General features: G+C 70.9%; 20 protein-coding genes. 12 read left to right on the forward strand and 8 right to left on the reverse strand.

Annotated features, from left to right (window positions below; all coding sequences use genetic code 11):
* Nucleotides 1-37 precede the first annotated feature (37 nt).
* A complete protein-coding gene (locus O7597_RS06870) occupies nucleotides 38-1,150 on the forward strand; it encodes an LCP family protein (protein ID WP_281582278.1) in 1,113 nt (370 codons plus the stop codon).
* A 28-nt stretch (nucleotides 1,151-1,178) separates the two neighbouring features.
* Here the strand turns inward: O7597_RS06870 and O7597_RS06875 are convergent, their stop codons facing one another.
* From O7597_RS06875 to guaB, 4 genes are all read right to left on the reverse strand, one after another.
* Nucleotides 1,179-2,564, reverse strand: a complete 1,386-nt coding sequence (locus tag O7597_RS06875) for a M1 family metallopeptidase (protein WP_281583205.1) — start codon at nucleotides 2,562-2,564, stop codon at nucleotides 1,179-1,181.
* 319 nt (nucleotides 2,565-2,883) lie between these two features.
* Nucleotides 2,884-3,603, reverse strand: a complete 720-nt coding sequence (locus tag O7597_RS06880) for a hypothetical protein (RefSeq protein WP_281582279.1) — start codon at nucleotides 3,601-3,603, stop codon at nucleotides 2,884-2,886.
* 306 nt (nucleotides 3,604-3,909) lie between these two features.
* Complete coding sequence (locus tag O7597_RS06885; protein WP_269738248.1) at nucleotides 3,910-5,028, reverse strand: GuaB3 family IMP dehydrogenase-related protein; 1,119 nt, start codon at nucleotides 5,026-5,028, stop codon at nucleotides 3,910-3,912.
* 37 nt (nucleotides 5,029-5,065) lie between these two features.
* Nucleotides 5,066-6,628: an IMP dehydrogenase gene (gene guaB / locus O7597_RS06890; protein WP_269738249.1), complete on the reverse strand. Its 1,563-nt coding sequence runs from the start codon at nucleotides 6,626-6,628 to the stop codon at nucleotides 5,066-5,068.
* A gap of 196 nt (nucleotides 6,629-6,824) precedes the next feature.
* Between guaB and O7597_RS06895 the strand changes: the two genes are divergently transcribed.
* On the forward strand, nucleotides 6,825-7,235 hold the full coding sequence (locus tag O7597_RS06895) for a DUF5319 domain-containing protein (RefSeq protein WP_269738250.1): 411 nt from the start codon (nucleotides 6,825-6,827) through the stop codon (nucleotides 7,233-7,235).
* A 98-nt stretch (nucleotides 7,236-7,333) separates the two neighbouring features.
* Here O7597_RS06895 and O7597_RS06900 read toward each other — a convergent pair whose 3' ends face one another.
* On the reverse strand, nucleotides 7,334-8,134 hold the full coding sequence (locus tag O7597_RS06900) for a helix-turn-helix transcriptional regulator (RefSeq protein ID WP_269738251.1): 801 nt from the start codon (nucleotides 8,132-8,134) through the stop codon (nucleotides 7,334-7,336).
* Nucleotides 8,135-8,386: 252 nt separating this feature from the next.
* Between O7597_RS06900 and O7597_RS06905 the strand changes: the two genes are divergently transcribed.
* A complete protein-coding gene (locus tag O7597_RS06905; protein WP_269738252.1) occupies nucleotides 8,387-8,770 on the forward strand; it encodes a WhiB family transcriptional regulator in 384 nt (127 codons plus the stop codon).
* A 177-nt stretch (nucleotides 8,771-8,947) separates the two neighbouring features.
* On the opposite strand, the gene O7597_RS06910 is transcribed toward O7597_RS06905, so the two are convergent.
* From O7597_RS06910 to groES, 3 genes are all read right to left on the reverse strand, one after another.
* Nucleotides 8,948-10,660: a molybdopterin-dependent oxidoreductase gene (locus O7597_RS06910; protein WP_281582280.1), complete on the reverse strand. Its 1,713-nt coding sequence runs from the start codon at nucleotides 10,658-10,660 to the stop codon at nucleotides 8,948-8,950.
* Between the two features lie 140 nt (nucleotides 10,661-10,800).
* Entirely contained in the window at nucleotides 10,801-12,450 is a 1,650-nt protein-coding gene (gene groL / locus O7597_RS06915) for a chaperonin GroEL (RefSeq protein ID WP_269738254.1), read from the reverse strand.
* A 72-nt stretch (nucleotides 12,451-12,522) separates the two neighbouring features.
* On the reverse strand, nucleotides 12,523-12,837 hold the full coding sequence (gene groES / locus O7597_RS06920; protein WP_089155197.1) for a co-chaperone GroES: 315 nt from the start codon (nucleotides 12,835-12,837) through the stop codon (nucleotides 12,523-12,525).
* A 339-nt stretch (nucleotides 12,838-13,176) separates the two neighbouring features.
* Between groES and O7597_RS06925 the strand changes: the two genes are divergently transcribed.
* The 9 genes from O7597_RS06925 to O7597_RS06965 all read left to right on the forward strand — a co-directional run bounded on the left by O7597_RS06925 (nucleotide 13,177) and on the right by O7597_RS06965 (nucleotide 21,559).
* Nucleotides 13,177-13,770: a DUF5753 domain-containing protein gene (locus O7597_RS06925; protein WP_281582281.1), complete on the forward strand. Its 594-nt coding sequence runs from the start codon at nucleotides 13,177-13,179 to the stop codon at nucleotides 13,768-13,770.
* Complete coding sequence (locus tag O7597_RS06930) at nucleotides 13,761-13,946, forward strand: DUF397 domain-containing protein (RefSeq protein ID WP_281582282.1); 186 nt, start codon at nucleotides 13,761-13,763, stop codon at nucleotides 13,944-13,946. Before O7597_RS06925 ends, O7597_RS06930 begins: the two co-directional genes overlap by 10 nt.
* 211 nt (nucleotides 13,947-14,157) lie before the next feature.
* The gene (locus O7597_RS06935; protein WP_281582283.1) at nucleotides 14,158-15,459 is read left to right on the forward strand and encodes a methyltransferase domain-containing protein; all 1,302 of its coding nucleotides are present in this window, start codon (nucleotides 14,158-14,160) and stop codon (nucleotides 15,457-15,459) included.
* Nucleotides 15,460-15,503: 44 nt separating this feature from the next.
* Nucleotides 15,504-15,983, forward strand: a complete 480-nt coding sequence (ybaK, locus tag O7597_RS06940) for a Cys-tRNA(Pro) deacylase (RefSeq protein WP_269738258.1) — start codon at nucleotides 15,504-15,506, stop codon at nucleotides 15,981-15,983.
* A gap of 213 nt (nucleotides 15,984-16,196) precedes the next feature.
* Nucleotides 16,197-17,291 (forward strand): substrate-binding domain-containing protein, encoded by a 1,095-nt coding sequence (locus O7597_RS06945; RefSeq protein WP_269738259.1) that lies wholly within the window; start codon nucleotides 16,197-16,199, stop codon nucleotides 17,289-17,291.
* A 103-nt stretch (nucleotides 17,292-17,394) separates the two neighbouring features.
* Entirely contained in the window at nucleotides 17,395-18,213 is an 819-nt protein-coding gene (locus tag O7597_RS06950) for an ATP-binding cassette domain-containing protein (RefSeq protein ID WP_269738260.1), read from the forward strand.
* Nucleotides 18,210-19,469 carry an ABC transporter permease gene (locus O7597_RS06955; RefSeq protein WP_269738261.1) on the forward strand — a complete coding sequence of 420 codons (1,260 nt, stop codon included), beginning with the start codon at nucleotides 18,210-18,212 and terminating at the stop codon, nucleotides 19,467-19,469. Before O7597_RS06950 ends, O7597_RS06955 begins: the two co-directional genes overlap by 4 nt.
* 28 nt (nucleotides 19,470-19,497) lie before the next feature.
* Entirely contained in the window at nucleotides 19,498-20,679 is a 1,182-nt protein-coding gene (locus O7597_RS06960; RefSeq protein ID WP_281582284.1) for an ROK family transcriptional regulator, read from the forward strand.
* A 142-nt stretch (nucleotides 20,680-20,821) separates the two neighbouring features.
* The gene (locus O7597_RS06965; protein WP_269738263.1) at nucleotides 20,822-21,559 is read left to right on the forward strand and encodes a DUF4142 domain-containing protein; all 738 of its coding nucleotides are present in this window, start codon (nucleotides 20,822-20,824) and stop codon (nucleotides 21,557-21,559) included.
* The last annotated feature ends 2 nt before the right edge of the window (nucleotides 21,560-21,561 follow it).

The following is a 21,561-nucleotide window of genomic DNA, read 5'->3' on the forward strand; positions in this document are numbered from 1 at the left end:
GGCAGGGACTTCGACGGACGGCCCAAGGAGGCGGGGGATGATGCTCGGAGCAGACCGGAGACGGTTGACGTTGGCGCTGGCCGGCCTGGTCACGCTCGCGGTGGTCGCGGTGATCGGCGTGGTGGTGGCGCGTACCGTCAGCGACGACCCCCGGACGCCGACCGCCGCCACCGGCGGCCCGAGCGCCTCGCCCAGTCCCAGCGCCAGCCCGAGCCCAAGCCCGCCACCGGGTGCCGACATCACCGGCCCGCTCAACCTGCTGCTGGTCGGGGTCGACACCCGGGTGAGCGTGCCCGGCTGGGAGCCGCACGCCGACGCGGTACTCGTGTTGCACGTGCCGGCCGGGCTGTCCAAGGCCTACCTCTTCTCTCTCCCCCGCGACCTGGTGGTGGAGATCCCGGCCTACAAACCCGCCGGCTACCCGGGCGGGCGGACCAAGCTCACGCACGCGATGAGCTACGGCAGCCGGGTGCCGGACCGTCCCAAGCGACCCGACCCCGCGCAGGGGTACGAGCTGCTGCGCCGCACGGTCAGCGAGTACACCGGTCTGCGTATCGACGCGGGAGCGGTGCTCACCTTCGGTGGCTTCGACGAGTTGGTCGACAGCCTGGGTGGCGTGGACATCCGGGTCGACCAGCGGGTCGTCTCCCGGCACCGGCAGCCCGACGGCAAGCACCGGGAGCCGGGCCCCGGAGTGGGCGGCTACGTCGGGCCGCAGATGGTCTACGAACCCGGCGAACGGCACCTCAACGGCTGGCAGGCGCTCGACTACGCCCGCCAGCGCTACCTGCCCGGTGGCGACTACGCCCGGCAGCGCCACCACCAGCAGCTGATCCGGGCGCTGCTCGGGAAGATCCTCGACCAGGACCTGGCCCGGCAGCCCGAACGGGTCGAACAGGTGGTCGCGGCGCTCGGCGACGCGCTGCTCTACGTCGGCGGCCGGCGGATCGTGGACTTCGCGTACGCCCTCGGCTCGTTGTCGCCGCGGGCGGTCACGCTGGTCGGGCTGCCCGGGGCGTCGGTGGGCCGGGGCAACGCCTACCGGGGTGAGGAACTGACCTCCGTCGGCCGCCGCTTCCTCACCGAGCTGCGCGCCGGCAAGGCCGACGCCTTCCTGGCCGACAATCCGAAACTCAAGGTGAAGAGCTGACCGGAACGACCGGCAGACGGGGTTCCGGTCAGGGCTGGCCGGGTGCGGCGGTGCCGGTCAGCCAGGCGTCGAAGAACTGTCCCAGCTCGCGGCCGGAGACCCGTTCGGCCAGGGCGACGAAGTCGGCGGTGGTGGCGGTGCCGTTCCGGCGCTCGCTGGTCCACGTCCGCAGGATCTCGAAGAACGCGTCGTCGCCGACGGTACGCCGCAGCGCGTGCACGGTGAGCGCCCCGCGCTTGTAGACGGCGGTGCTGAACATCTGCCCGGGGCCGGGATCGAGGGTGCGCCGGGACCAGTCGGTGGCCGCGTACTGGATCTCGAAGTTGCGTTGGGCGCTGCGCCCGCCGTCGTGCTCCTCCCACAGCCACTCGGCGTAACTGGCGAAGCCCTCGTTGAGCCAGATGTCGCCCCAGCGGGCCAGCGCCACGCTGTTGCCGAACCACTGGTGAGCCAGTTCGTGGGCGACCACGCTGTAGTTCGGCTCGCCGCCCCGGAAGAACCCCGGTCCGTAGACCGGCCGGGACTGGGTCTCCAGCGCGTATCCGATCCGACCGTCGGAGACCACCACGCCGCCGTACGACTCGAAGGGGTACGGCCCGAAGCGGGTGGTCAGGAAGTCGGCGATCTCGCCGGTGCGGGCCAGCGAGGTGGCGGCCGGCCCGGTCACCGGGAGCCTGTCCGGTACGGCGGTGACCATGGGCTTGCCGGCGTGTTCCTCGCTGCGCACCCGGTAGTCGCCGATCACGAGCGTGGTCAGGTAGCTCGCCATCGGTGAGCGCTCGGCCCAGCGCCAGGTGGTCCAGCCGTCGGCGCTGGTCCGCTCCCCCGGCACTCCGTTGCTGAGCGCGGCGAGCCCGTCCGGGACGGTCACCTCGAGGTCGTAGGTGGCCTTGTCCGACGGGTGGTCGTTGACCGGGAACCAGGTGGCCGCCGAGTGCGGTTGGCCGAGGGCGATCGCACCGTTGTCGGTGTGCTGGAAGCCGCCACTGCCGAGCACGCCGTCGGCGTCCGCCTCGGGTACGCCGCCATAGTCGACGTCCACCGTGAACCGGCTGCCGGCGTCGAGCCCTCGGGCCGGGGTGACCACCAGTTCGCCGTCGTCGCGCCGGTGCTCGGCCGACGCGCCGTCCACGGTCACCGAACCGACCTGCAACCCGGACAGGTCCAGGTTGAACCGGGACAGCCCGTGGGTCGCGGTCGCGGTGATCTCGGCGCTGCCGGTGAGCCGGTCGTCAGCCGGGTCGTAGCGCACCACGAGCCGGTAGTGGTCGACGTCGTATCCGCCGTTGCCGCTGCCCGGCACGTACGGGTCGCCGAGATCGACGCTGCCCGCCCGGAAGCCGCCCGGCTCCGCCGCGTCCCGGTCGCCGATCCCGCTGACCAGCACCACCGCCGCCACCACGGCAGCGGCCACCGCCGCCGCGCCGGCCCCCCACCACCTGCCAACCCTGCTGCTCACCAGCCCGAGCCTACTGCCGCCCGCACCGTCGATCATGGAGGTGCGGCACGTGGCGAAACGAGCATCACCCACTCAACCGGGTGCCACACCTGCATGATCGGCGCGGAGGAGGGTGGGGTGGGGGTAAAGCGTTGCATCCGGCCGAGAAACGCGTGCGGTCGTCGCCTGCGCCCGGCGCGGTAGGGCATGGACCTCTCACAACGCTCTCAGTGCGTACGGCGGGACAACGCGCTTGAACTCCATGGGACGGCTTTCCGTCACCATGTTCCATGGCCTACTCCGGCCGGAGAGACTTCACTTCAACCGGAAAATGGTGAACATAGTCAATGACTCGCTCGTGCTCGTCACCAACAGCGTCGCCCACTCGCACCTTCAGTCTGAACTCCACTAGATGTCGAATCGTCTGTCGACTGAACCAGGCCATCAGTACGCCATCGCGATAGCCTTGAGCCGGCACCAGAGAATATCCTTTTCCTAACCAGAACAGGAAATAATCTCGGCCCCCTCGGAATCCTCGATCCGTCAGCGCCTTCCTCATCTGCGGAGGCGTAAGCCAGGGCGTTTCTTCCTCTCCTCCCACCTGATTTCGGAAGATCGCCGAGTATCCACACCACACAACTGTGGCACTTCCCGGACCTCCATTGAACAGGTACAGATCCCAGTGTTCAGCCTCGTCCCAATCTCCTTGACCTCGGGAATCGAGGCCGAAGCTTATTGTCGGACGTTGGGTTTGAGCGAATTGAGCGCGAGCCAGGATGAGCCCACCTATCGCAGCCGAGAGGGTTGCGGCAGTGTCAATGGGAAGCAATGTAAGCCGTAACGGCCACTGCGACCTTGAAGAATCGTCAACATTTAGTCTCACAACCTCCCAGACGAGAGTAGTCAGGACAACAACAAGGGCAGCAATTGGTGCCCACACAAATAGAGCCGACCGCTTACGGATGCGTTGTTGGCCAGCCCCACCCGCCTGATCTAGATGCAACTCGTCAGCCATCCATTGATTGTAAACACCTACTTCAACATCGACGTCCCTATAAATCCGCGAAGAGCGGCATGAAGCCGAGCTGCAATTCGCGAAAACTGAACGCCGAAATGGCAGTTGCTGAAGACCAGCAGGCCGGGCAGCACCGCCTTGGTGACCCCCGCAAGGTCCCCCCACCGCGTTCACACGCCCGGCGTCATGCACACCAATCATGGCCGCAGCCCTTGGTCCCAATCCTCTGCAAAGAAAAGTGATCAACCAAGGGCTGCGGCAATGATCAGCCAGGGTCGAGACAAACGACCCAGGTTAAAGATCAAGTTAGCGGTCTAGAACGAGACCGACCTTCTGGAACTCCTTGAGGTCGCGGTAGCCGCACTTGGCCATGGCGCGGCGGAGGCCGCCGAAGAGGTTGAGCTGACCGTCCGGCTCGTCGGCGGGGCCGAAGAGGAGGCGCTCCATGGAGCCGATGGGCTCACCGGCGGTCTCGAAGGCGCCGCGGGGCAGCGACGGGTGGCTGGCCGCCGAGTGCCACCAGGACCCGCCGGCCGGCGCCTCCTCGCACAGCGAGAGCGGCTCGCCGAGCATCACCGCGTCGGCGCCGCAGCCGAGTGCCTTGGCGATGTCACCGGAGGTCCGGATGTCGCCGTCGGCGATGAGGTGCACGTACCGCCCGCCGGTCTCGTCGAGGTAGTCGCGTCGGGCCGCGGCGGCGTCGGCGATCGCGGTGGCCATCGGCACCCGGATGCCGAGCACCGACTCGGTGGTGGACCACTCGTCCCCGCCGATACCGATGATCACGCCGGCCGCGCCGGTGCGCATCAGGTGCAGAGCCGTCTTGTAGTCGGTGCACCCGCCGACGACGACCGGGAGGTCGAGGTCGGCGATGAACTCCTTGAGGTTGAGCGGCTCGTCGGTGGTCGACACGTGCTCGGCCGAGACGATGGTGCCCTGGATGACCAGGATGTCGACGCCCGCGTCGAGGATGACCGGCGCCAGCGCCAGCGTGTGCTGCGGCGACACCCGCACCGCCACCGTGCCCCCGCCGTCACGCAGCTCACGGACCCGCTCGGTGATCAGATCCGGGCGGATCGGCTCGGCGTACACCTCCTGGAGCCGCTTGGTGGCGCGGGCGTCCTCGTCGAGACCGCCGAGTTCCTCGAGCACCTTGCTCGGGTTCTCGTAGCGGGTCCACAGCCCTTCGACGTTGAGTACGCCGAGCCCGCCGAGCTGACCGAGCCGCACCGCGGAGGCCGGGCTCATCGTCGCGTCCGAGGGGTGCCCGACGCACGGAATGCCGAACTGGTACGCGTCGAGCTGCCACCCGGTGGAGACGTCGTCGACGTCGCGGGTCCGGCGGGACGGCACGATGGCGATGTCGTCCAGGTGGTAGCCGCGCTGCGCGGTCTTGCCCAGCCCGATCTCGACCACGTCACGCATGGGGCACTCCAGATGTCTTCGGGGGTGGTGGGAGGGGTCAGCGGGTGTGGTAGTTGGGCGCTTCGACGGTCATCTGGATGTCGTGCGGGTGGCTCTCCTTGAGCCCGGCCGCGGTGATCCGGATGAGCTGTCCCCGCTGGTGCAGCTCGGGGATGCTCTCCGCGCCCGCGTACCCCATCGCCAGCCGCAGGCCACCGACCAGCTGATGGGCCACCCGGGCCAGCGGCCCACGGTACGGCACCTGACCCTCGACGCCCTCCGGGACCAGCTTCTCGTCGCTCGTGACGTCCTGCTGGAAGTAGCGGTCCTTGGAGTACGACTTGGCCTGCCCCCGGGACTGCATGGCGCCGAGCGATCCCATGCCGCGGTACGCCTTGAACTGCTTGCCGTTGACGAAGATCAGCTCGCCGGGGCTCTCCTCGCAGCCGGCCAGCAGGCTGCCGAGCATCACCGTGTCCGCGCCGGCGACAAGAGCCTTGGCGATGTCGCCGGAGTACTGGATGCCGCCGTCGCCGATGACCGGTACACCGGCCGGGCGGGCCGCCCGGGCGGCTTCCATGATCGCCGTGATCTGCGGGACGCCGACGCCCGCCACGATCCGGGTGGTGCAGATGGCACCCGGGCCGACACCCACCTTCACACCGTCGGCTCCGGCCTCGACCAGCGCCCTGGTGCCGGCGTAGGTCGCCACGTTGCCGCCGACGATGTCGACCGTGACGTCCTTCTTGAGCCGGCTGACCATCTCCAGCACCGCGCGCTGGTGGCCGTGGGCGGTGTCCACGATGATGACGTCGACACCGGCGTCGACGAGCGCCCGGGCGCGCTTGTACGCGTCCTCGCCGACACCGATGGCCGCCGCCACCCGCAGCCGTCCCGCCTCGTCCTTGGTGGCGCTCGGGTACTGCTCGCTCTTGGTGAAGTCCTTGACGGTGATCAACCCGCGCAGCTTGCCGGAGTCGTCGACGATCGGCAGCTTCTCGACCTTGTGCTGGCGCAGCAGGCCGAGCGCCTCGTCCTTGCTCACCCCGACCGGGGCGGTGACCAGCGGCGCCCTGGTCATGATCTCGCGGACCGGCATGGCCGGGTCGGAGACGAAGCGCATGTCCCGGTTGGTGACGATGCCCACCAGCTGCCCCTGGGCGTCCACCACCGGCACCCCCGAGATGCGGTAGCGCCCGCAGAGCTGGTCGACCTCGCGCAGCGTGTCGTCCGGGCTCGCGGTCACCGGATTGGTGATCATGCCGGACTCGGACCGCTTCACCAGGTCGACCTGGAGCGCCTGGTCCTCCACCGAGAGATTGCGGTGCAGCACCCCGATGCCACCCTGGCGGGCCATCGCGATCGCCATCCGGGCCTCGGTGACCGTGTCCATCGCGCTGGACAGCAGCGGGATGGCGAGCGAGACGTTGCGCGTCAACCGGGTGATCGTGTTGACCCGGCTCGGTACCACGTCGGACTCGCCCGGCTGGAGCAACACGTCGTCGAAGGTCAACCCCAGCGGCACCACCCTGGCCGAACCGGCGGGCAGCTCGGGCAGATGGCCGCCCAGCTCGCCGCCCTCGACGCCGGCGGAACGGTCGGTACGGGGCGAATTCTCCACGATTGCTCTCCTGAGCTGCTTGAACCGGGCTTCAGCGAGGTGGCACGGTGGGCACCGGCGAACGCCGGGCGAGGGTGCGTCAGCCTCATCGTACCCACTGAAGCTTTGTCCCTTGAACCGCGCGGGGCCGGCACCGGTGACGGCTCGCGCGACCGGGGGACAGGCGTCGACCGTGGCAGGGGACTACGGTGAGGGGGTGCACGACGATCCCATCGACCCGTTCACCGGCGACCCGACCGATCCGGCGGCCGACCTGGACGCCTCCGACGACGACGCGCCGCTGGACCCACTGACCGACGTCGAGCGCCAGGACGTGCTTGAGGACCTCGCCGACCTGGAGATCTACCAGGCGCTGCTCGCGCCGATCGGCGTACGCGGGCTGGTCATCGAGTGTGAGGACTGCCGGGAACCGCACTACTTCGACTGGGACCTGCTCCGGGGCAACCTGCGGCACCTGCTCAGCTCCGGGCGGCCACGGGTGCACGAGCCGGCCTACGATCCCGACCCGGACCACTACGTCACGTGGGACTACGCCCGCGGCTACGCCGACGGCGTGCACGACACCCTCAGCGAAGGCACCGAGGACGAGCCCGGCGCGGAGCGCTGACCGGCCACCGCAGCTCAGCCCGGCCGGGCCGACCCGCCCGGCGGACTCGGCCTGCCGGCTTGACCGGCCGGCACGGCCGGACCGATCCGGCCGACCAGCTACGCGACCAGTCCGGCCCGGAATCCGGCGGCCACGGCGTGCGCCCGGTCGCGGGCACCGAGCTTGCGGAACAGCCGCCGGGCGTGGGTTTTCACGGTGTCCTCGGAGACGAACAGTTCCCGCCCGATCTCGGCGTTGCTCTTGCCCTCGGCCATGCCGAGCAGCACCTGCAGCTCCCGTTCGGTGAGGCCGATCACGGACCGGTCGGTCCGCGCGGGCGACGCGGGCTTGTCCGGCTCGGACTCGGCACCAGACTCGGCGGGATCGTCGCCCCGCTGCACCGGCACCACCGCCGGGCCGCCCGCCGCGTCCGTACCCGGCCAGGCGGTCGGCGCCTCGCCGGCCGTGCGTCCGCCGGGTGCCGGGCGGGCCGGGCTGCCGACCGCCGCGGCGTCGCGGGCGGGATCAGCGATCCGGTGCCGGTTGGCTCGACCGGGCGCGGCCAGCAGCAGCAGCGCCTTGGCGACGGCGCTGGTCAGATCCTGGTCGACCCCCTGGATCAGCCCGCGTGCCCCAGCGCCGATGGTCGCCGCCGCCGCCTCGGACTCCTCGGCACCGAGCAGCAGGACGGCGGCCTGCGGGGCGCGGGCCAGCACCCGCCGGACGAAGCCGACGCTGTCCGGGCGGGTGAGCGCGGTGTCGGCGAGCACCACATCGGCCGGACGCTCGGCCAGCCGCAACATCACCTCGGGGTCGGAGACCGCCGTCCGGACGGCACCCGACAATCCCAACCGCGCTGCCGCGGAGGTCAGGTGCTGCGCCGCGAGCGGCGTTCGAACGCACACGAGAACGGTACGCACAGGCATCTCCTCTCCGCTGACGAGCAGACCATGAGCAGCCCTGGTCGGGAGGAGGTTCCGGGCAATCCTCCCAACTTTTCCGACAGATAGGGCATATGCCGCAATCCGTTGGATGTTTTGGATCAAAGACGTGTGAGGCGTGGGGCACCAGGGTAGGGAGGGGCGAGGCCGGGAACGGTGCGCCTGCGCGGCCCGCCGCCCGGACAACCGGCCACAAGCGTCTCGCGGTGCCGCGCGAGAGGAGGGGTGCTGATGTCGAACGTACGTAGACTGCCCGGACCGATCATCGACCTTTGGGACTGGCAGCGGCTCGGTGCCTGCCGAGGCCGCGACAGCGCTCAGTTCTTCCACCCGGACGGTGAGCGGGGCTCGTCCCGGTTGCGCCGGGAATCCTCCGCCAAGGCCGTGTGCCGTGCCTGCCCGGTCCGCGCCGAGTGCGCCGCGCACGCCCTCGCGGTACGCGAGCCGTACGGCGTGTGGGGTGGCTTCAGTGAGTCCGAGCGGCTACGGCTGCTCGCGGTCGGCTGGGAGGACCTCGCCGACCGACACCAGACCCGCGTCGACATCAACCGACTGGAGGCCCGGCTGGGCAGCTCGCACCGGTCGACGGTGCCTGTCCAGCGCAACGTCGCCTGACCAGACCGCACCACCGACGCCGCGTCCCGACCCGGGCGCGGCGTCGCCCTGTCCCACCACTGCCCCACCCCGTGCCGGTTGATCATGAGGTTGTTGTCATCGACACGCCGACGGGGTGACAACAACTTCATGATCAACCGGCGCAGGGCGGGAAGTGGGGCGGGCGGGAGAGGGGGGTCAGGTGACGGTGAGCGTGACGGAGTGCCAGCCGGTCGCGCCGTCCGGCGCGACATCGCGTGGCTCACCGGTCTGGGTCTCGCCGGTGCTGTCCGTCGCCCGAACCTGAAGGGTGTGCTCGCCCGGGGTGGCCGGCCACTGCCACGACCACTGCACCCAGGTGTCCACCGAGACGGTCGGTGCCAGTTGGGCCTGCTGCCAGGGCCCCTCGTCGACGCGGACCTCGACGCGGTCGATGCCCCGGTGCTGCGCCCAGGCGACGCCGGCGACCGTCACCGGGCCGGCGGCCGGGCGGTTACGCGGGCGGGGCGTGTCGATCCGCGACTGCGTCTTCACCGGCCCCTGCGCCGACCAACCCCGGGGCACCCAGTACGCGTCGAAATCGGCGAAGCTGGTCAACTCCAGTTCGGTGATCCACTTGCACGCCGACACGTAGCCGTAGAGACCCGGCACCACCATCCGGACCGGGAAGCCGTGCTGGACCGGTAGCGGCTCCCCGTTCATGCCGACGGCGAGCAACGCGTCCCGCCCGTCGCGCAGCACCGCGGTCGGGGTGCCGCAGGTCCAACCGTCGACCGAGCGCCCGACCACCTGGTCGGCACCGTCCAGCGGCCGCACCTCGTCGAGCAGTTCCCGGATCGGTACGCCGAGCCAGCGCGCGTTGCCGATCAGGTCGCCGCCGACCTCGTTGGAGACGCAGGCCAGCGTCACGTACCGCTCCACCATCGGCCGGGCGAGCAGATCGGCATAGCTCAGCGTGACCGGGTTGCGGACCCGGCCGTGAATGCGCAGGCGCCAGGTCTCCGGGTCGACCTGCGGCACCACCAGCGCGGTGTCGATCCGGTAGAAGCTCCGGTTGGAGGTGACGTAGCTGGCCAGGCCGGGCTGGGCCAGGTCGGCGCCGGCCGGCACCGGCGGCGCGGCGGAGACCGGGGCAGGCAGCGTGATCGCCTCGCGGGCCGCCGACACCCCCTGACGGCCGGCGAGCCAGCGGCCGGCGACTCCCCCGACGGCGGCCACCCCGAGGACGGTGCCGACACCGGTGAGAAACCGCCGCCGCGAGTCCGGGTCGACCCGCCGCCCCGGACTCGCCGGACCCGATGGGCCGCCGGAGGCCGGCGGACTTCCCGGGACCGACGGAGTGCCGGCCGACGCGGTCGGGTCGGTCGCCGGCCCGTCGGGGACCCCGGCAGTGCCGACCGCATTCGGGTCCGGCACGGCCGGACCGGTCACCGACGGCGGGCCGGCCGACGTCGGTGGGGACCAGGGCCAGGGGTCGAGTTCCAGTGGGCCGGCGACGAACGCCCAGAGCGCCACCCCGCCAACCGCCGCGCCGAGCAGCGACGGCAGCACGTCGGCGGCGTCCGCACCGGCGCGGGTCAGGGCCGCCGCCGCGCCGATCCCGCCGAAGACGACGATGCCGGCCAGGCCCACCGTCAGCCGCCGGGCGGCCAGCATGCCGATCAGGGCGGCGAAGCCGCCGAGCAGCAGCGCCGTACCGACCAGCAGAGCGATCTTGTCGTACGTGCCGAAGACCTCGATGCCGAACCGCTTGACCGGCTCGGGTGCGGTGTCCACCACGAGACCGCCGACCGCCACGAGCGGGGACGACCGGGGGCCGGTCAGGGCGGCGACCAGTTCGGCGGTGCCGATGGCCGCCGCGGCGGCGGCGACGCCGGCCAGGGCGGCGAACCGGGGTGACGTGCTGCTCACCCGCCCAGTGTTTCCCACCGACCAACGGTCCGGTAGTCGACGTCCGCGTTCGTAACCTCTCGTCACCGGTACGCCGACTCAAAGCGCGTGGGGCGCACCGTCTCGTCGACGGTGCGCCCCACGTCCGGCGTACGGCAGGCTCAGAAGCCCGGGCCGTGCTGGTGGCTGTGACCGTGGCCGTGCGAGTGGCCGTGGCCACCCGCGGCGGGCTCCGGCTCAGCCGGCTTCTCCACCACGAGGCTTTCGGTGGTGAGCAGCAGACCGGCGATCGACGCGGCGTTGGTGACCGCGTTACGGGTCACCTTCACCGGGTCGATGATGCCGGACTTGGTCAGGTCGACGTACTCGCCGACGGCGGCGTCGAGACCGTGACCCCAGTCGCTGCCGGTGACCTTCTGCACGACGACGTAGCCGTCGTGACCGGCGTTCTGGGCGATCCAGCGCAGCGGCTCGACAAGTGCCTTACGCACGATCGACACGCCGACCTTCTCGTCACCGGTGAAGCCGAGGTCGTCGTCGAGCACCGGCAGAATCTGCGCCAGGGCGGCACCGCCGCCGGGCACCGTACCCTCCTCGACCGCGGCCTTGGTCGCGGCGATGGCGTCCTCGATGCGGTGCTTGCGCTCCTTCATCTCGACCTCGGTGGCCGCGCCGACCTTGACCACCGCGATCCCGCCGGAGAGCTTGGCCAGCCGCTCGGCGAGCTTCTCCCGGTCCCACTCGGAGTCCGAGGCCTCGATCTCCTTGCGGATCTGCGCGACCCGGTCGGTCACCTCGCTGGCCTGGCCACCACCATCGACGATCGTGGTGTTCTCCTTGTCGACCACGATGCGCCGGGCGCTGCCCAGCACCTCCAGGCCGACCTGGTCGAGCTTGTAACCCAGCTCCGGGGCGACCAGCTCGGCGCCGGTGAGGATCGCCATGTCCTGGAGCATCGCCTTGCGCCGGTCGCCGAAACCGGGCGCCTTGACCGCGCAGACCTTGATGGTCTTGCGGATCGCGTTGACCACCAGGGTGGACAGCGCCTGACCCTCCACGTCCTCGGCGATGATGAGCAGCGGCTTGTTGTTCTGGAGGACCTTCTCCAGCAGCGGCAGCAGCTCCTCGATCGCGGAGATCTTCTGCGTGGTGATCAGGATGTACGCGTCCTCCAGGACGGACTCCTGCGACTCCGCGTCGGTGACGAAGTTCGGCGAGATGAAGCCCTTGTCGAACTGGAGGCCCTCGGTGACGTCCAGCTCGGTGTGCAGAGCCGAGCCCTCCTCGACGGTGATCACACCGTCGCGGCCGACCTTCTCCATCGCCTCGGCGATCAGCTCACCGATGGTGGCGTCCTGCGCCGAGATGGTGGCGACGTGCGCCACCGACTTCTTGTCGGAGACCTCGACGGCCTTGTCGAGCAGCGCCTCGGAGACCTTGGTGGCGGCGGCGTCGATGCCGCGCTTGAGGCCGGCCGGGTTGGCGCCCGCGGTGACGTTGCGCAGGCCCTCGCGGACCATGGCCTGGGCGAGCACGGTCGCAGTGGTGGTCCCGTCGCCGGCGACGTCGTTGGTCTTGGTCGCCACCTCCTTGACCAGCTGCGCGCCGAGGTTCTCGTACGGGTTGGTGAGCTCGATCTCCTTGGCGATGGTCACACCATCGTTGGTGATCGTCGGCGCACCGAATTTCTTGTCGAGGACGACGTTGCGCCCGCGCGGCCCGAGGGTGACCTTGACCGCGTCAGCGAGCGCGTTGACACCGTGCTCCAGCAGGTGCCGGGCGTCGTCCGAGAAGCTCAGGATCTTCGCCATGAATGTCCCTTCGAAGCGACGTTGCCCCGGCCCGGCGAGCCGGACCGGGGCAACGACACTGATCGGTCTGTCTTACTTCTCGATGACCGCGAGGACGTCGCGGGCGGAGAGAACCAGGTACTCCTCGCCGGCGTACTTGACCTCGGTGCCGCCGTACTTCGAGTAGAGAACGGTGTCGCCGACGGAGACGTCGATCGGCACGCGGTTGCCCTTGTCGTCGATCCGGCCCGGGCCGACAGCGAGGACGGTGCCCTCCTGCGGCTTCTCCTTGGCGGTGTCGGGGATCACGATGCCCGAGGCGGTGGTGGTCTCGGCCTCGTTCGCCTGGACCACGATGCGGTCCTCGAGCGGCTTGATCGCAACCTTGGTCGCGGTAGTCACGGGCATACCCTCCTGGGGTACTTGGTTTCGTTGCCGATCGGCATGCCGACCGGCGTCAATCTGCCACATGCCACCGGGCGGGGCCGTCGTCGCGGGTGCCGGTCCGCCTGGCGTTCAACCCCCGGACACCAGGGCCCGAAGGTTGGCACCCTCAGGGTGAGAGTGCTAATCGCAGGTTATTCCTCGGCTAGCACTCCGTCAAGGAGAGTGCCAATCCGCCACCCTCGTGTCGCCGCGTTCGGGCACCCGTGCCACCACTCTTCCCCCACTCCTCAGACGCCGTTCGCCAGCGTTCACCGCAACACGCCGACAGTCACTTCCCCGCCGAGCACCCGCCCCTTACCGATGCTGGAGCTGATCCGGCTGCACGCCGAGCCGGACTGGTTCCGGCCGTGGGGCGAGATCGAGCGGGAGGCCGTCGCGCTGCGCTGGTACGACCCGGCCGTGGTGCCCGGCCTGCTCCAGACCGAGGCGTACGCCCGGGCGATGCTCCGGGCCGGTCCACCGTTGACCGATGAGCAGATTGAGAAGCGGGTGCTGGCCCGGATGGCCCGGCAGGAGGTGCTCGCCCGTGAGGAGCCACCACAGCTCGTCGCGGTGCTCGACGAGCAGGTGCTGCGCCGGCAGGTCGGCGAGCGCGCGACCATGCGCGAGCAACTGGAGCACCTGCGCACCCTCGCCGACCGCCCGCACGTCCAGGTGCGGGTCGTCCCGGCCGAGACCCCGTGGTACGTCGGACTCAACGGTCCCTTCGTGCTGGCCCGGCTGGCCGACGGCACCGAGGTGGCGCACCTGGACAGCCAGCTCCGGGGGCACACCGTGGACAGCCCGAACGACCTTGCCAGCCTGGGGCGACGTTGGGAGACTGTGGCCGGTGAGGCGCTGCCGCGCCGGCAGACCGCCCGCCTGATCGAGGAAGTGGCGAAGTCATGGACCTGACCCGCGCCGCCTGGCGCAAATCCTCCCGCAGCAACAGCAATGGCGGCGCCTGCGTCGAGGTCGCCGACAACCTGCCCGGCCTGGTCGCCGTCCGCGACAGCAAGGACCCGGCCGGCCCGGTGCTCGCCTTCACCCCCGCCGCCTGGCGCGCCTTCATCACCACCCACACCCGCTAGACCCGACATACCGCAAGTCGCGACCGGCCGGCCCGGTGCTCGCCCCCACCCCACCGCCGAGCCCGGTCGGCCGCACATTGATCTTTTGCACTTCGGTGACTCGGACATCGGCGTGTCGACTCACTGACGTGCAGACGATCACGCCGCGCCCCGGCGGGCGCCGGCCTCAGGGCGCGTGGGTCAGGCTGGTGGAGCTCGGGAGAATGGGCGGGTGGATCTGGAGCAGTTCGGCGCGTTGCGTACGCCTGAGGGGTCGGCCGCGCTCGACGCGGCGGGCCGGGTGGCCGGCGGCGATCCGCTGGTCGCGGCGGCGGCGCTGCGTTCGGCCGGGGTGCCGGCCGGGCTCGCGGCGGCGGCGCTGACCCAGGCGGAGCTGCGCCGCCGGGCGACCGGCAAGTTCGGGCCGGCGGCGGCCGGCATGTTCTTCACCCGGCCGGGGCTGGAGCAGGCGACCCGGCGGGTCGTCGCCGACCGGCGGGCGCGGCGGCTGCGCGCCGCCGGGGTGACCACGCTGGCCGACCTGGGCTGCGGGCTCGGTGCCGACGCGCTCGCCGCCGCCCGCGCCGGCATCCGGGTGTACGCGGTGGAGGCCGACCCGCTCACCGCCGCGCTGGCCGAGGCGAACGCGCGGGCCGCCGGACTGGCCGACCTGGTCACCGTCGAGTGTGGCGACGCGACCGCGTTCGACGTGAGCCGGGTCGAGGCGGTCTTCTGCGACCCGGCCCGCCGCCGGGCCGGCACCGGCCGCCGGATCTTCGACCCGAACTCGTACTCGCCGCCGTGGGACTTCGTGACCGGGCTGGCCGAGCGGGTGCCGCGCACGGTGGTGAAGGTCGCGCCGGGGATCGACCACACGCTGATCCCGCCCGGTGCGGAGGCGGAGTGGGTGAGCGTCGACGGCGACCTGGTCGAGGCGGCCCTCTGGTGCGGCGAACTGGCCGAGGTCTCCCGCCGGGCGACCGTGCTGAAGGAGGACGCCTCCGGTGGTGTAGCGGCCCCCGCCGATCACCAGGCCGGCGGTGGGGCCCATCACCCGGCCGGCGGCGGGACGTACCGCCCCGACGGCCTGGCGGAACACCAGCTGACCGGAACGGGGGCGCGCGAGGCACCGGTCGGGGCAGTGCGGCGCTTCCTGTACGACCCCGATCCGGCGGTGGTGCGCGCGCACCTGGTGGCCGAGCTGGCCGTCGACCTGGACGCCACCCTCGCCGACCCGAGCATCGCCTACCTCTACGCCGACGCGGCTCGGCGCACGCCGTACGCCCGCTGCCTGGAGGTGACCGACGTGCTGCCGTTCTCCCTCAAGCGGCTGCGGACGCTGCTGCGGGATCGCCGGGTGGGCCGGGTGGAGATCCTCAAGCGCGGCTCCGCGCTGGAGCCCGAGCGGCTCCGGCGCGACCTACGGCTGGCCGGCGACCAGCCGGCGAGCCTGGTGCTCACCCGGGTCGCCACCGCCCCGACGGTCCTGGTCTGCCGCCCGGTGGCACGAACCGGAGCCGGCACCACCGGCTGAGAAGGCGCTGGCTCGGGCGTCGGACCGGGGCTACCTTGGCGGACATGGCGGGACGTGGCACCCCGGCGACCGTGCTGCTGGCGAAGCGGAAGGTCGACCATCGCACCCATCCGTACGACGTCTCGCCCGACGAGCCCGACTATGGCGCGCTGGTCGCCGCCGCGCTCGCGGTGGCCCCGGAGCGGGTCTTCAAGACCCTGGTCACCGAGGTCGACGGGGCGCTGACGGTGGCGGTGGTGCCGGTCACCGGCGATCTCGACCTCAAGGCGCTCGCGGCGGCCGTGGGCGGTAAGCGGGCCGCGCTTGCCGAGCGCACGGCGGCCGAGCGGGCCACCGGGTACGTACGCGGCGGCATCAGCCCCCTGGGCCAGCGGCGACGCCTGCCCACGGTCGTCGACGTCTCGGCCCTGGCGCATCCGACGGTGTACGTCTCCGCCGGCCGCCGAGGGCTTCAGGTGGAACTGGCCCCGGCCGACCTGGCCACCCTCACCGATGCCCGGTTCGCTCCCCTCGCGAGCGCCTGACCGCCGCGGTGCCGCCCCACCGGCGGACCCGGACACCAGGGTCGTCGCCGGCACGGTGGCGACGAGGTGTCGCTGGCGTTGCTGAATTGTTACCGCCGACAACAAACTCGTGACCGGCGCACCCTTGTGCTGCCGTTGTGGCGCGGAATACGTTGCCGGGCACAACAAAACAAAACACCGACACCCTTCCCCACCCTCGAAAGGACCCTGCACATGCGCAAGGGCTTCCTCGCAGTCGGCACCGTGGGCCTGCTGGCCCTCGGCAGCCTGACGGCCTGTGGCGACGAGTCCGGCGGCGACCAGGCCGGCTCCGACGTGACCCCGAAGATCGGCGTGATCCTGCCGGACAGCAAGTCCTCCGCCCGCTGGGAGGGCGCCGACCGCAAGTTCCTCCAGGCCGCCTTCGAGGCCGCCGGCGTCGAGTACGACATCCAGAACGCCCAGGGTGACAAGACCCAGTTCCAGACCATCGCCGACCAGATGATCACGAGCGGCGTCACCGCGCTGATGATCGTGAACCTGGACTCCGGCACCGGCAAGGCCGTCCTCGACAAGGCCAAGTCGCAGGGCGTCGCCACCATCGACTACGACCGCCTCACCCTCGGCGGCTCGGCGGAGTACTACGTCAGCTTCGACAACGAGGCCGTCGGCAAGCTCCAGGGCGAGGGTCTGGTCAAGTGCCTGACCGACCAGAAGGCCGAGAAGCCGGTCGTGGCGTACCTGAACGGTTCGCCGACCGACAACAACGCCACCCTGTTCAAGAACGGCTACGACTCGATCCTCAAGCCCAAGTTCGACGCGAACGAGTACGTCAAGGGCCCGGACCAGTCCGTGCCGGACTGGGACAACGCCCAAGCCGCCACGATCTTCGAGCAGATGCTCACCCAGACCGGCGGCAAGATCGACGGTGTGCTGGCCGCCAACGACGGCCTCGGCAACGCCGCCATCTCGGTGCTGAAGAAGAACCGGCTCAACGGCAAGGTCCCGGTGACCGGCCAGGACGCCACCACCCAGGGCCTGCAGAACATCCTCGCCGGCGACCAGTGCATGACCGTCTACAAGGCCGTCAAGCAGGAGGCCGACGCCGCCGCCGAGCTGGCCATCGCGCTGGCCAAGGGCGAGCGCAAGGAGACCGGCCAGACCGTCAAGGACCCGGAGGGCAACCGTGACGTCCCCGCCGTCCTGCTCACCCCGCAGGCGATCTACAAGGACAACGTCAAGGACGTCATCGCCGACGGATTCGTGACCAAGGAAGAGGTCTGCAGCGGCAACTTCGCCGAGCTCTGCACCGAAGCGGGCATCAGCTGACCTCACCCGCCTAGGCGCCGCCGCCCGGCACGGTAACCCCGTGCCGGGCGGCGTGCCGCCGCTGGACGGGCCCCGATCTCCCTCCGCGACAAAGGAGAACCCCGTGTCCGCGACCCCTCTGCTGGAGCTACGCGGGATCGACAAGAGTTTCGGTCCCGTCCAGGTCCTACGCGATGTCGCCTTCGCCGCCTATCCGGGCGAGGTCACCGCGCTGGTCGGTGACAACGGCGCCGGCAAGTCGACCCTGGTCAAGTGCATCAGCGGCATCTACCCGACCGACGCCGGGCAGTTCGTCTTCGACGGCCGGCCGGTGAACATCCACAGCCCACGCGACGCCGCGGCGCTCGGCATCGAGGTCGTCTACCAGGACCTCGCGCTCTGCGACAACCTCGACATCGTGCAGAACATGTTCCTCGGCCGCGAGAAGCGCAGCGGCATCGTGCTCGACGAGCCGACCATGGAACAGATGGCGGCCGAGACCCTCGCCGGGCTGTCCGTACGCACCGTCAAGTCGCTACGCCAGCAGGTCTCCAGCCTCTCCGGCGGCCAGCGTCAGACGGTGGCGATCGCCAAGGCGGTGCTCTGGAACAGCAAGCTGGTGATCCTGGACGAGCCGACCGCCGCGCTCGGCGTCGCGCAGACCGCCCAGGTGCTCGAACTGGTCCGGCGACTGGCCGACAACGGTCTGGCCGTCGTGCTCATCTCGCACAACATGAACGACGTCTTCGCCGTCTCCGACCGGATCGCCGCGCTCTACCTCGGCCAGATGGTCGCCCAGGTGAAGACCACCGACATCACTCACGCGCAGGTGGTCGAGCTGATCACCGCCGGTCGCTCCGGCGGGCTCGGGCTCACCGGCGAACCGGCCACCAACGGCAACGGCGCGGCGCCGGCCGGCAGCACCACGGGAGGCGTCTCATGAGCACCACCGCCGTCAAGCAGGAGGGGCCGGCCGCCGTCGCGTCGACGCCCTCCGTCGGCAGCCACGTCCGCGACTACTGGCGACGGGTACGCGGCGGCGACATCGGCGCCCTGCCCGCCGTCCTCGGCCTGCTCGTCCTCTGCACGGTCTTCTCGATCCTGCGGCCCTCGTTCCTCAGCGCCGGGAACTTCGCCAACCTGTTCACCCAGGGCGCGGCGGTCACCCTGATCGCGATGGGCCTGGTCTTCGTCCTGCTGCTGGGTGAGATCGACCTGTCGGCCGGCTTCGCCAGCGGCGTCTGCGCGGCGGTGCTGGCCAACGTGGTGACCGTCCTCGGATATCCCTGGTACGTCGCGGTGGCCGCCGCCGTGCTCACCGGCATGGTGATCGGTACGATCCTCGGCCTCCTGGTCGCCAAGATCGGCATTCCGTCCTTCGTGGTCACCCTGGCCGGCTTCCTGGCCTTCCAGGGCGTGGTCCTGCTGCTCATGGAGGAAGGCCGCAACATCTCGGTGCGCGACTCGGTGCTGGTGGCGATCGCCAACCGCAACCTGCCGCCGCTGCTCGGCTGGGCGCTCGCCGCCGTGGCCGTCGCCGGGTACGCCGCCGTGCAGCTGCTGCGCTACCGCAACCGCGCCGCGCGGGGCCTGGTCACCGACCCGATGACGGTGGTGCTCGCCCGGATCGGCGGGCTGGCGGTCATCCTCGGTCTGGCGGTCTACATGCTCAACCTGGAGCGCAGCCGCAACGTGCTGATCAGCTCGCTCAAGGGCGTGCCGATCGTGGTGCCGATCATCGCCGTGCTGCTCATCATCGGAACCTTCGTACTGCACCGCACCAGCTACGGCCGGCACATCTACGCGGTCGGCGGCAACAAGGAAGCCGCCCGCCGGGCCGGCATCAACGTGGACCGGATCCGCATCTCGGTCTTCGTCATCTGCTCCACCATGGCCGCGATCGGCGGCATCGTGGCCGCCAGCCGGGCCAACTCGGTCGACCCGAACACCGGCGGCAGCAACGTGCTGCTCTACGCCGTGGGCGCGGCGGTGATCGGTGGTACCAGCCTCTTCGGCGGCAAGGGCCGGGTGCTGGACGCGGTGCTCGGCGGCGCGGTGGTCGCGGTGATCGACAACGGCATGGGCCTGATGGGCTACAGCTCGGGCGTCAAGTACGTGGTCACCGGCGTGGTCCTGCTCCTGGCGGCCAGCGTCGACGCGCTGTCGCGCCGGCGGGCCGCCGCCAGCGGTAGTCGCTGATCCGCTGCACCGAAGGTAGTCACAACCGATGCGCGTGGGACCGAGCCAGGACGAGATTCGTCGACAGAATCTTGGTGCCCTGCTGCGCTACGTGCACGTGCACGGTGCCACCACACGGGCGGAACTGACCACCGCACTGGGGTTGAACCGGAGCACCATCGGCGCGCTCACCGCCGACCTCGCCGCGGCCGGCCTGGTGACTGAGGGGGCGCCGAAGGAAACCGGCCGGGCCGGACGACCGTCGCTGGTCGTCCGGCCCGAGTCGGACCGGGTCTTCGCGTACGCGTACAGCATCGAGGTGGACCGGCTGCGGGCCGCGCGGGTCGGGCTCGGCGGCGCGGTGATCGACCGCCGGGAGCTGGACCGCCCCCGCGGCCTCACCGCCGCCGAGGCCGCACCGCTGCTGGCCGGTGCCGTCAAGGAGATGCGGCAGGCGCTGCCGGAGGACGCCGTCTGCGTCGGTGCCGGCGTGGCGGTCTGCGGGATGGTCCGCCGCGACGACGGGCTGGTCCGGCTCGGTCCCACCACCGGTTGGGTGGACGAACCGATCGGCACCGCGCTCGGTACGGAACTCGGGGTCGACGTGCCGGTCACGGTCGGGAACGTGGCCGACGTGGCCGCCTTCGCCGAGCACGCCCGGGGCGCGGCGGCCGGCTGCGACAACGTCATCTACCTGTACGGCGACGTCGGCGTCGGCGCCGGGATCATCGCCGCCGGTCGGCGGCTGACCGGGCACGGCGGCTACAGCGGCGAGGTCGGGCACATGGTGGTGGTCCGCGACGGGGCCCGCTGCGAGTGCGGCAACCGTGGATGCTGGGAGACCGAGATCGGCGAGCACGGGCTGCTCCGGGCCGCCGGCCGTTCCGACGCCCGGGGCCGGGAGGCGATGCTCGCGGTCTTCGACGCCGCCGACCGCGGGGACGCCCAGGCCCAGATCGCGGTACGCCAGGCCGGTGACTGGCTCGGCTTCGGCGTCGCCAACCTGGTGAACATCTTCAACCCGGAGATGGTCATCTTCGGCGGCACCATGCGCGACCTCTACCTGGCCGCCGCCGCCCAGGTGCGCAGCCGGCTGAACTCCAACGGGCTGCCGGCCTGCCTGGAGCACGTCCGGCTGCGTACGCCGAAGCTCGGCGAGGACGCTCCCCTGGTCGGCGCGGCCGAACTCGCCTTTGACCGGCTGCTCGCCGATCCGCTCGACGTCAGCTGACCTCCAGTTCCAGATTTCGCGAACCGGTTTCGCCATCCGCTGAACTGATCGGCCGCACAATCCGTACCAGGTTGCGGACGGCCGACGGGTGCGGACGTCCGACGCTCAACGATCGGTTCTCGTCCGAGGAGGCGCCGCAGACATGGCACCGCTGGATTCCGCTCGTCGCCGGCAGGGCAACCGGTCCCGTCGCTTGGCGGTGCTGCTCACCACGATCGTCGCAGCTCTCGTCGTCCTGCCCGGCGTGGCGTTGGCCGCGCCCGCCGCCCAGCAACTCGCCGCCGCCGACCAGGCCCTGCTCGACGGCGTGCGGCTGGCCGGTCTGTGGGAGATGCCGGCCGGGCAGATGGCCGCCGAGAAGGGTCAGTCCCGGGTGGTCCGCGAGGTCGGCGCCGAGATCGCCCGGCAGCACGAGGAGCTTGACCGGATCACCGTCGAGGCGGCCAACAAGCTGGGTGCGGTCATCCCCAACGCGCCGACCGCCGAGCAGCAGGGCTGGCTCACCGAGATGAAGGACGCCCGGGGCGCCCGCTTCGACCAGATCTTCGTCACCCGGCTCCGGGTCGCCCACGGCAAGATCTTCCCGGTCATCGGCGCGGTGCGGGCCAGTACCCGCAACGAGGTGATCCGGGACCTGGCCAACTCGGCCAACACGTTCGTCGGCGACCACATGCGGATGCTGGAGAGCACCGGCCTGGTCCGCTACGCCGAGCTGCCGCCCGCCGCGCTGCCGGCACCGGGCAACGACGGACTGCTCGCCGCCGCGCAGGCCAACACCGGCCCGCAGATCGGCGTCAGCAACACGCTCATCTGGGCGATCTTCCTCGGCGCCCTGGGTACCGGCGGCTTCCTCACGTACCGCATGTTCCGTCGTAGCTGACC

Source organism: Verrucosispora sp. WMMC514 (assembly GCF_027497295.1).
GTDB lineage: Bacteria > Actinomycetota > Actinomycetes > Mycobacteriales > Micromonosporaceae > Micromonospora > Micromonospora palythoicola.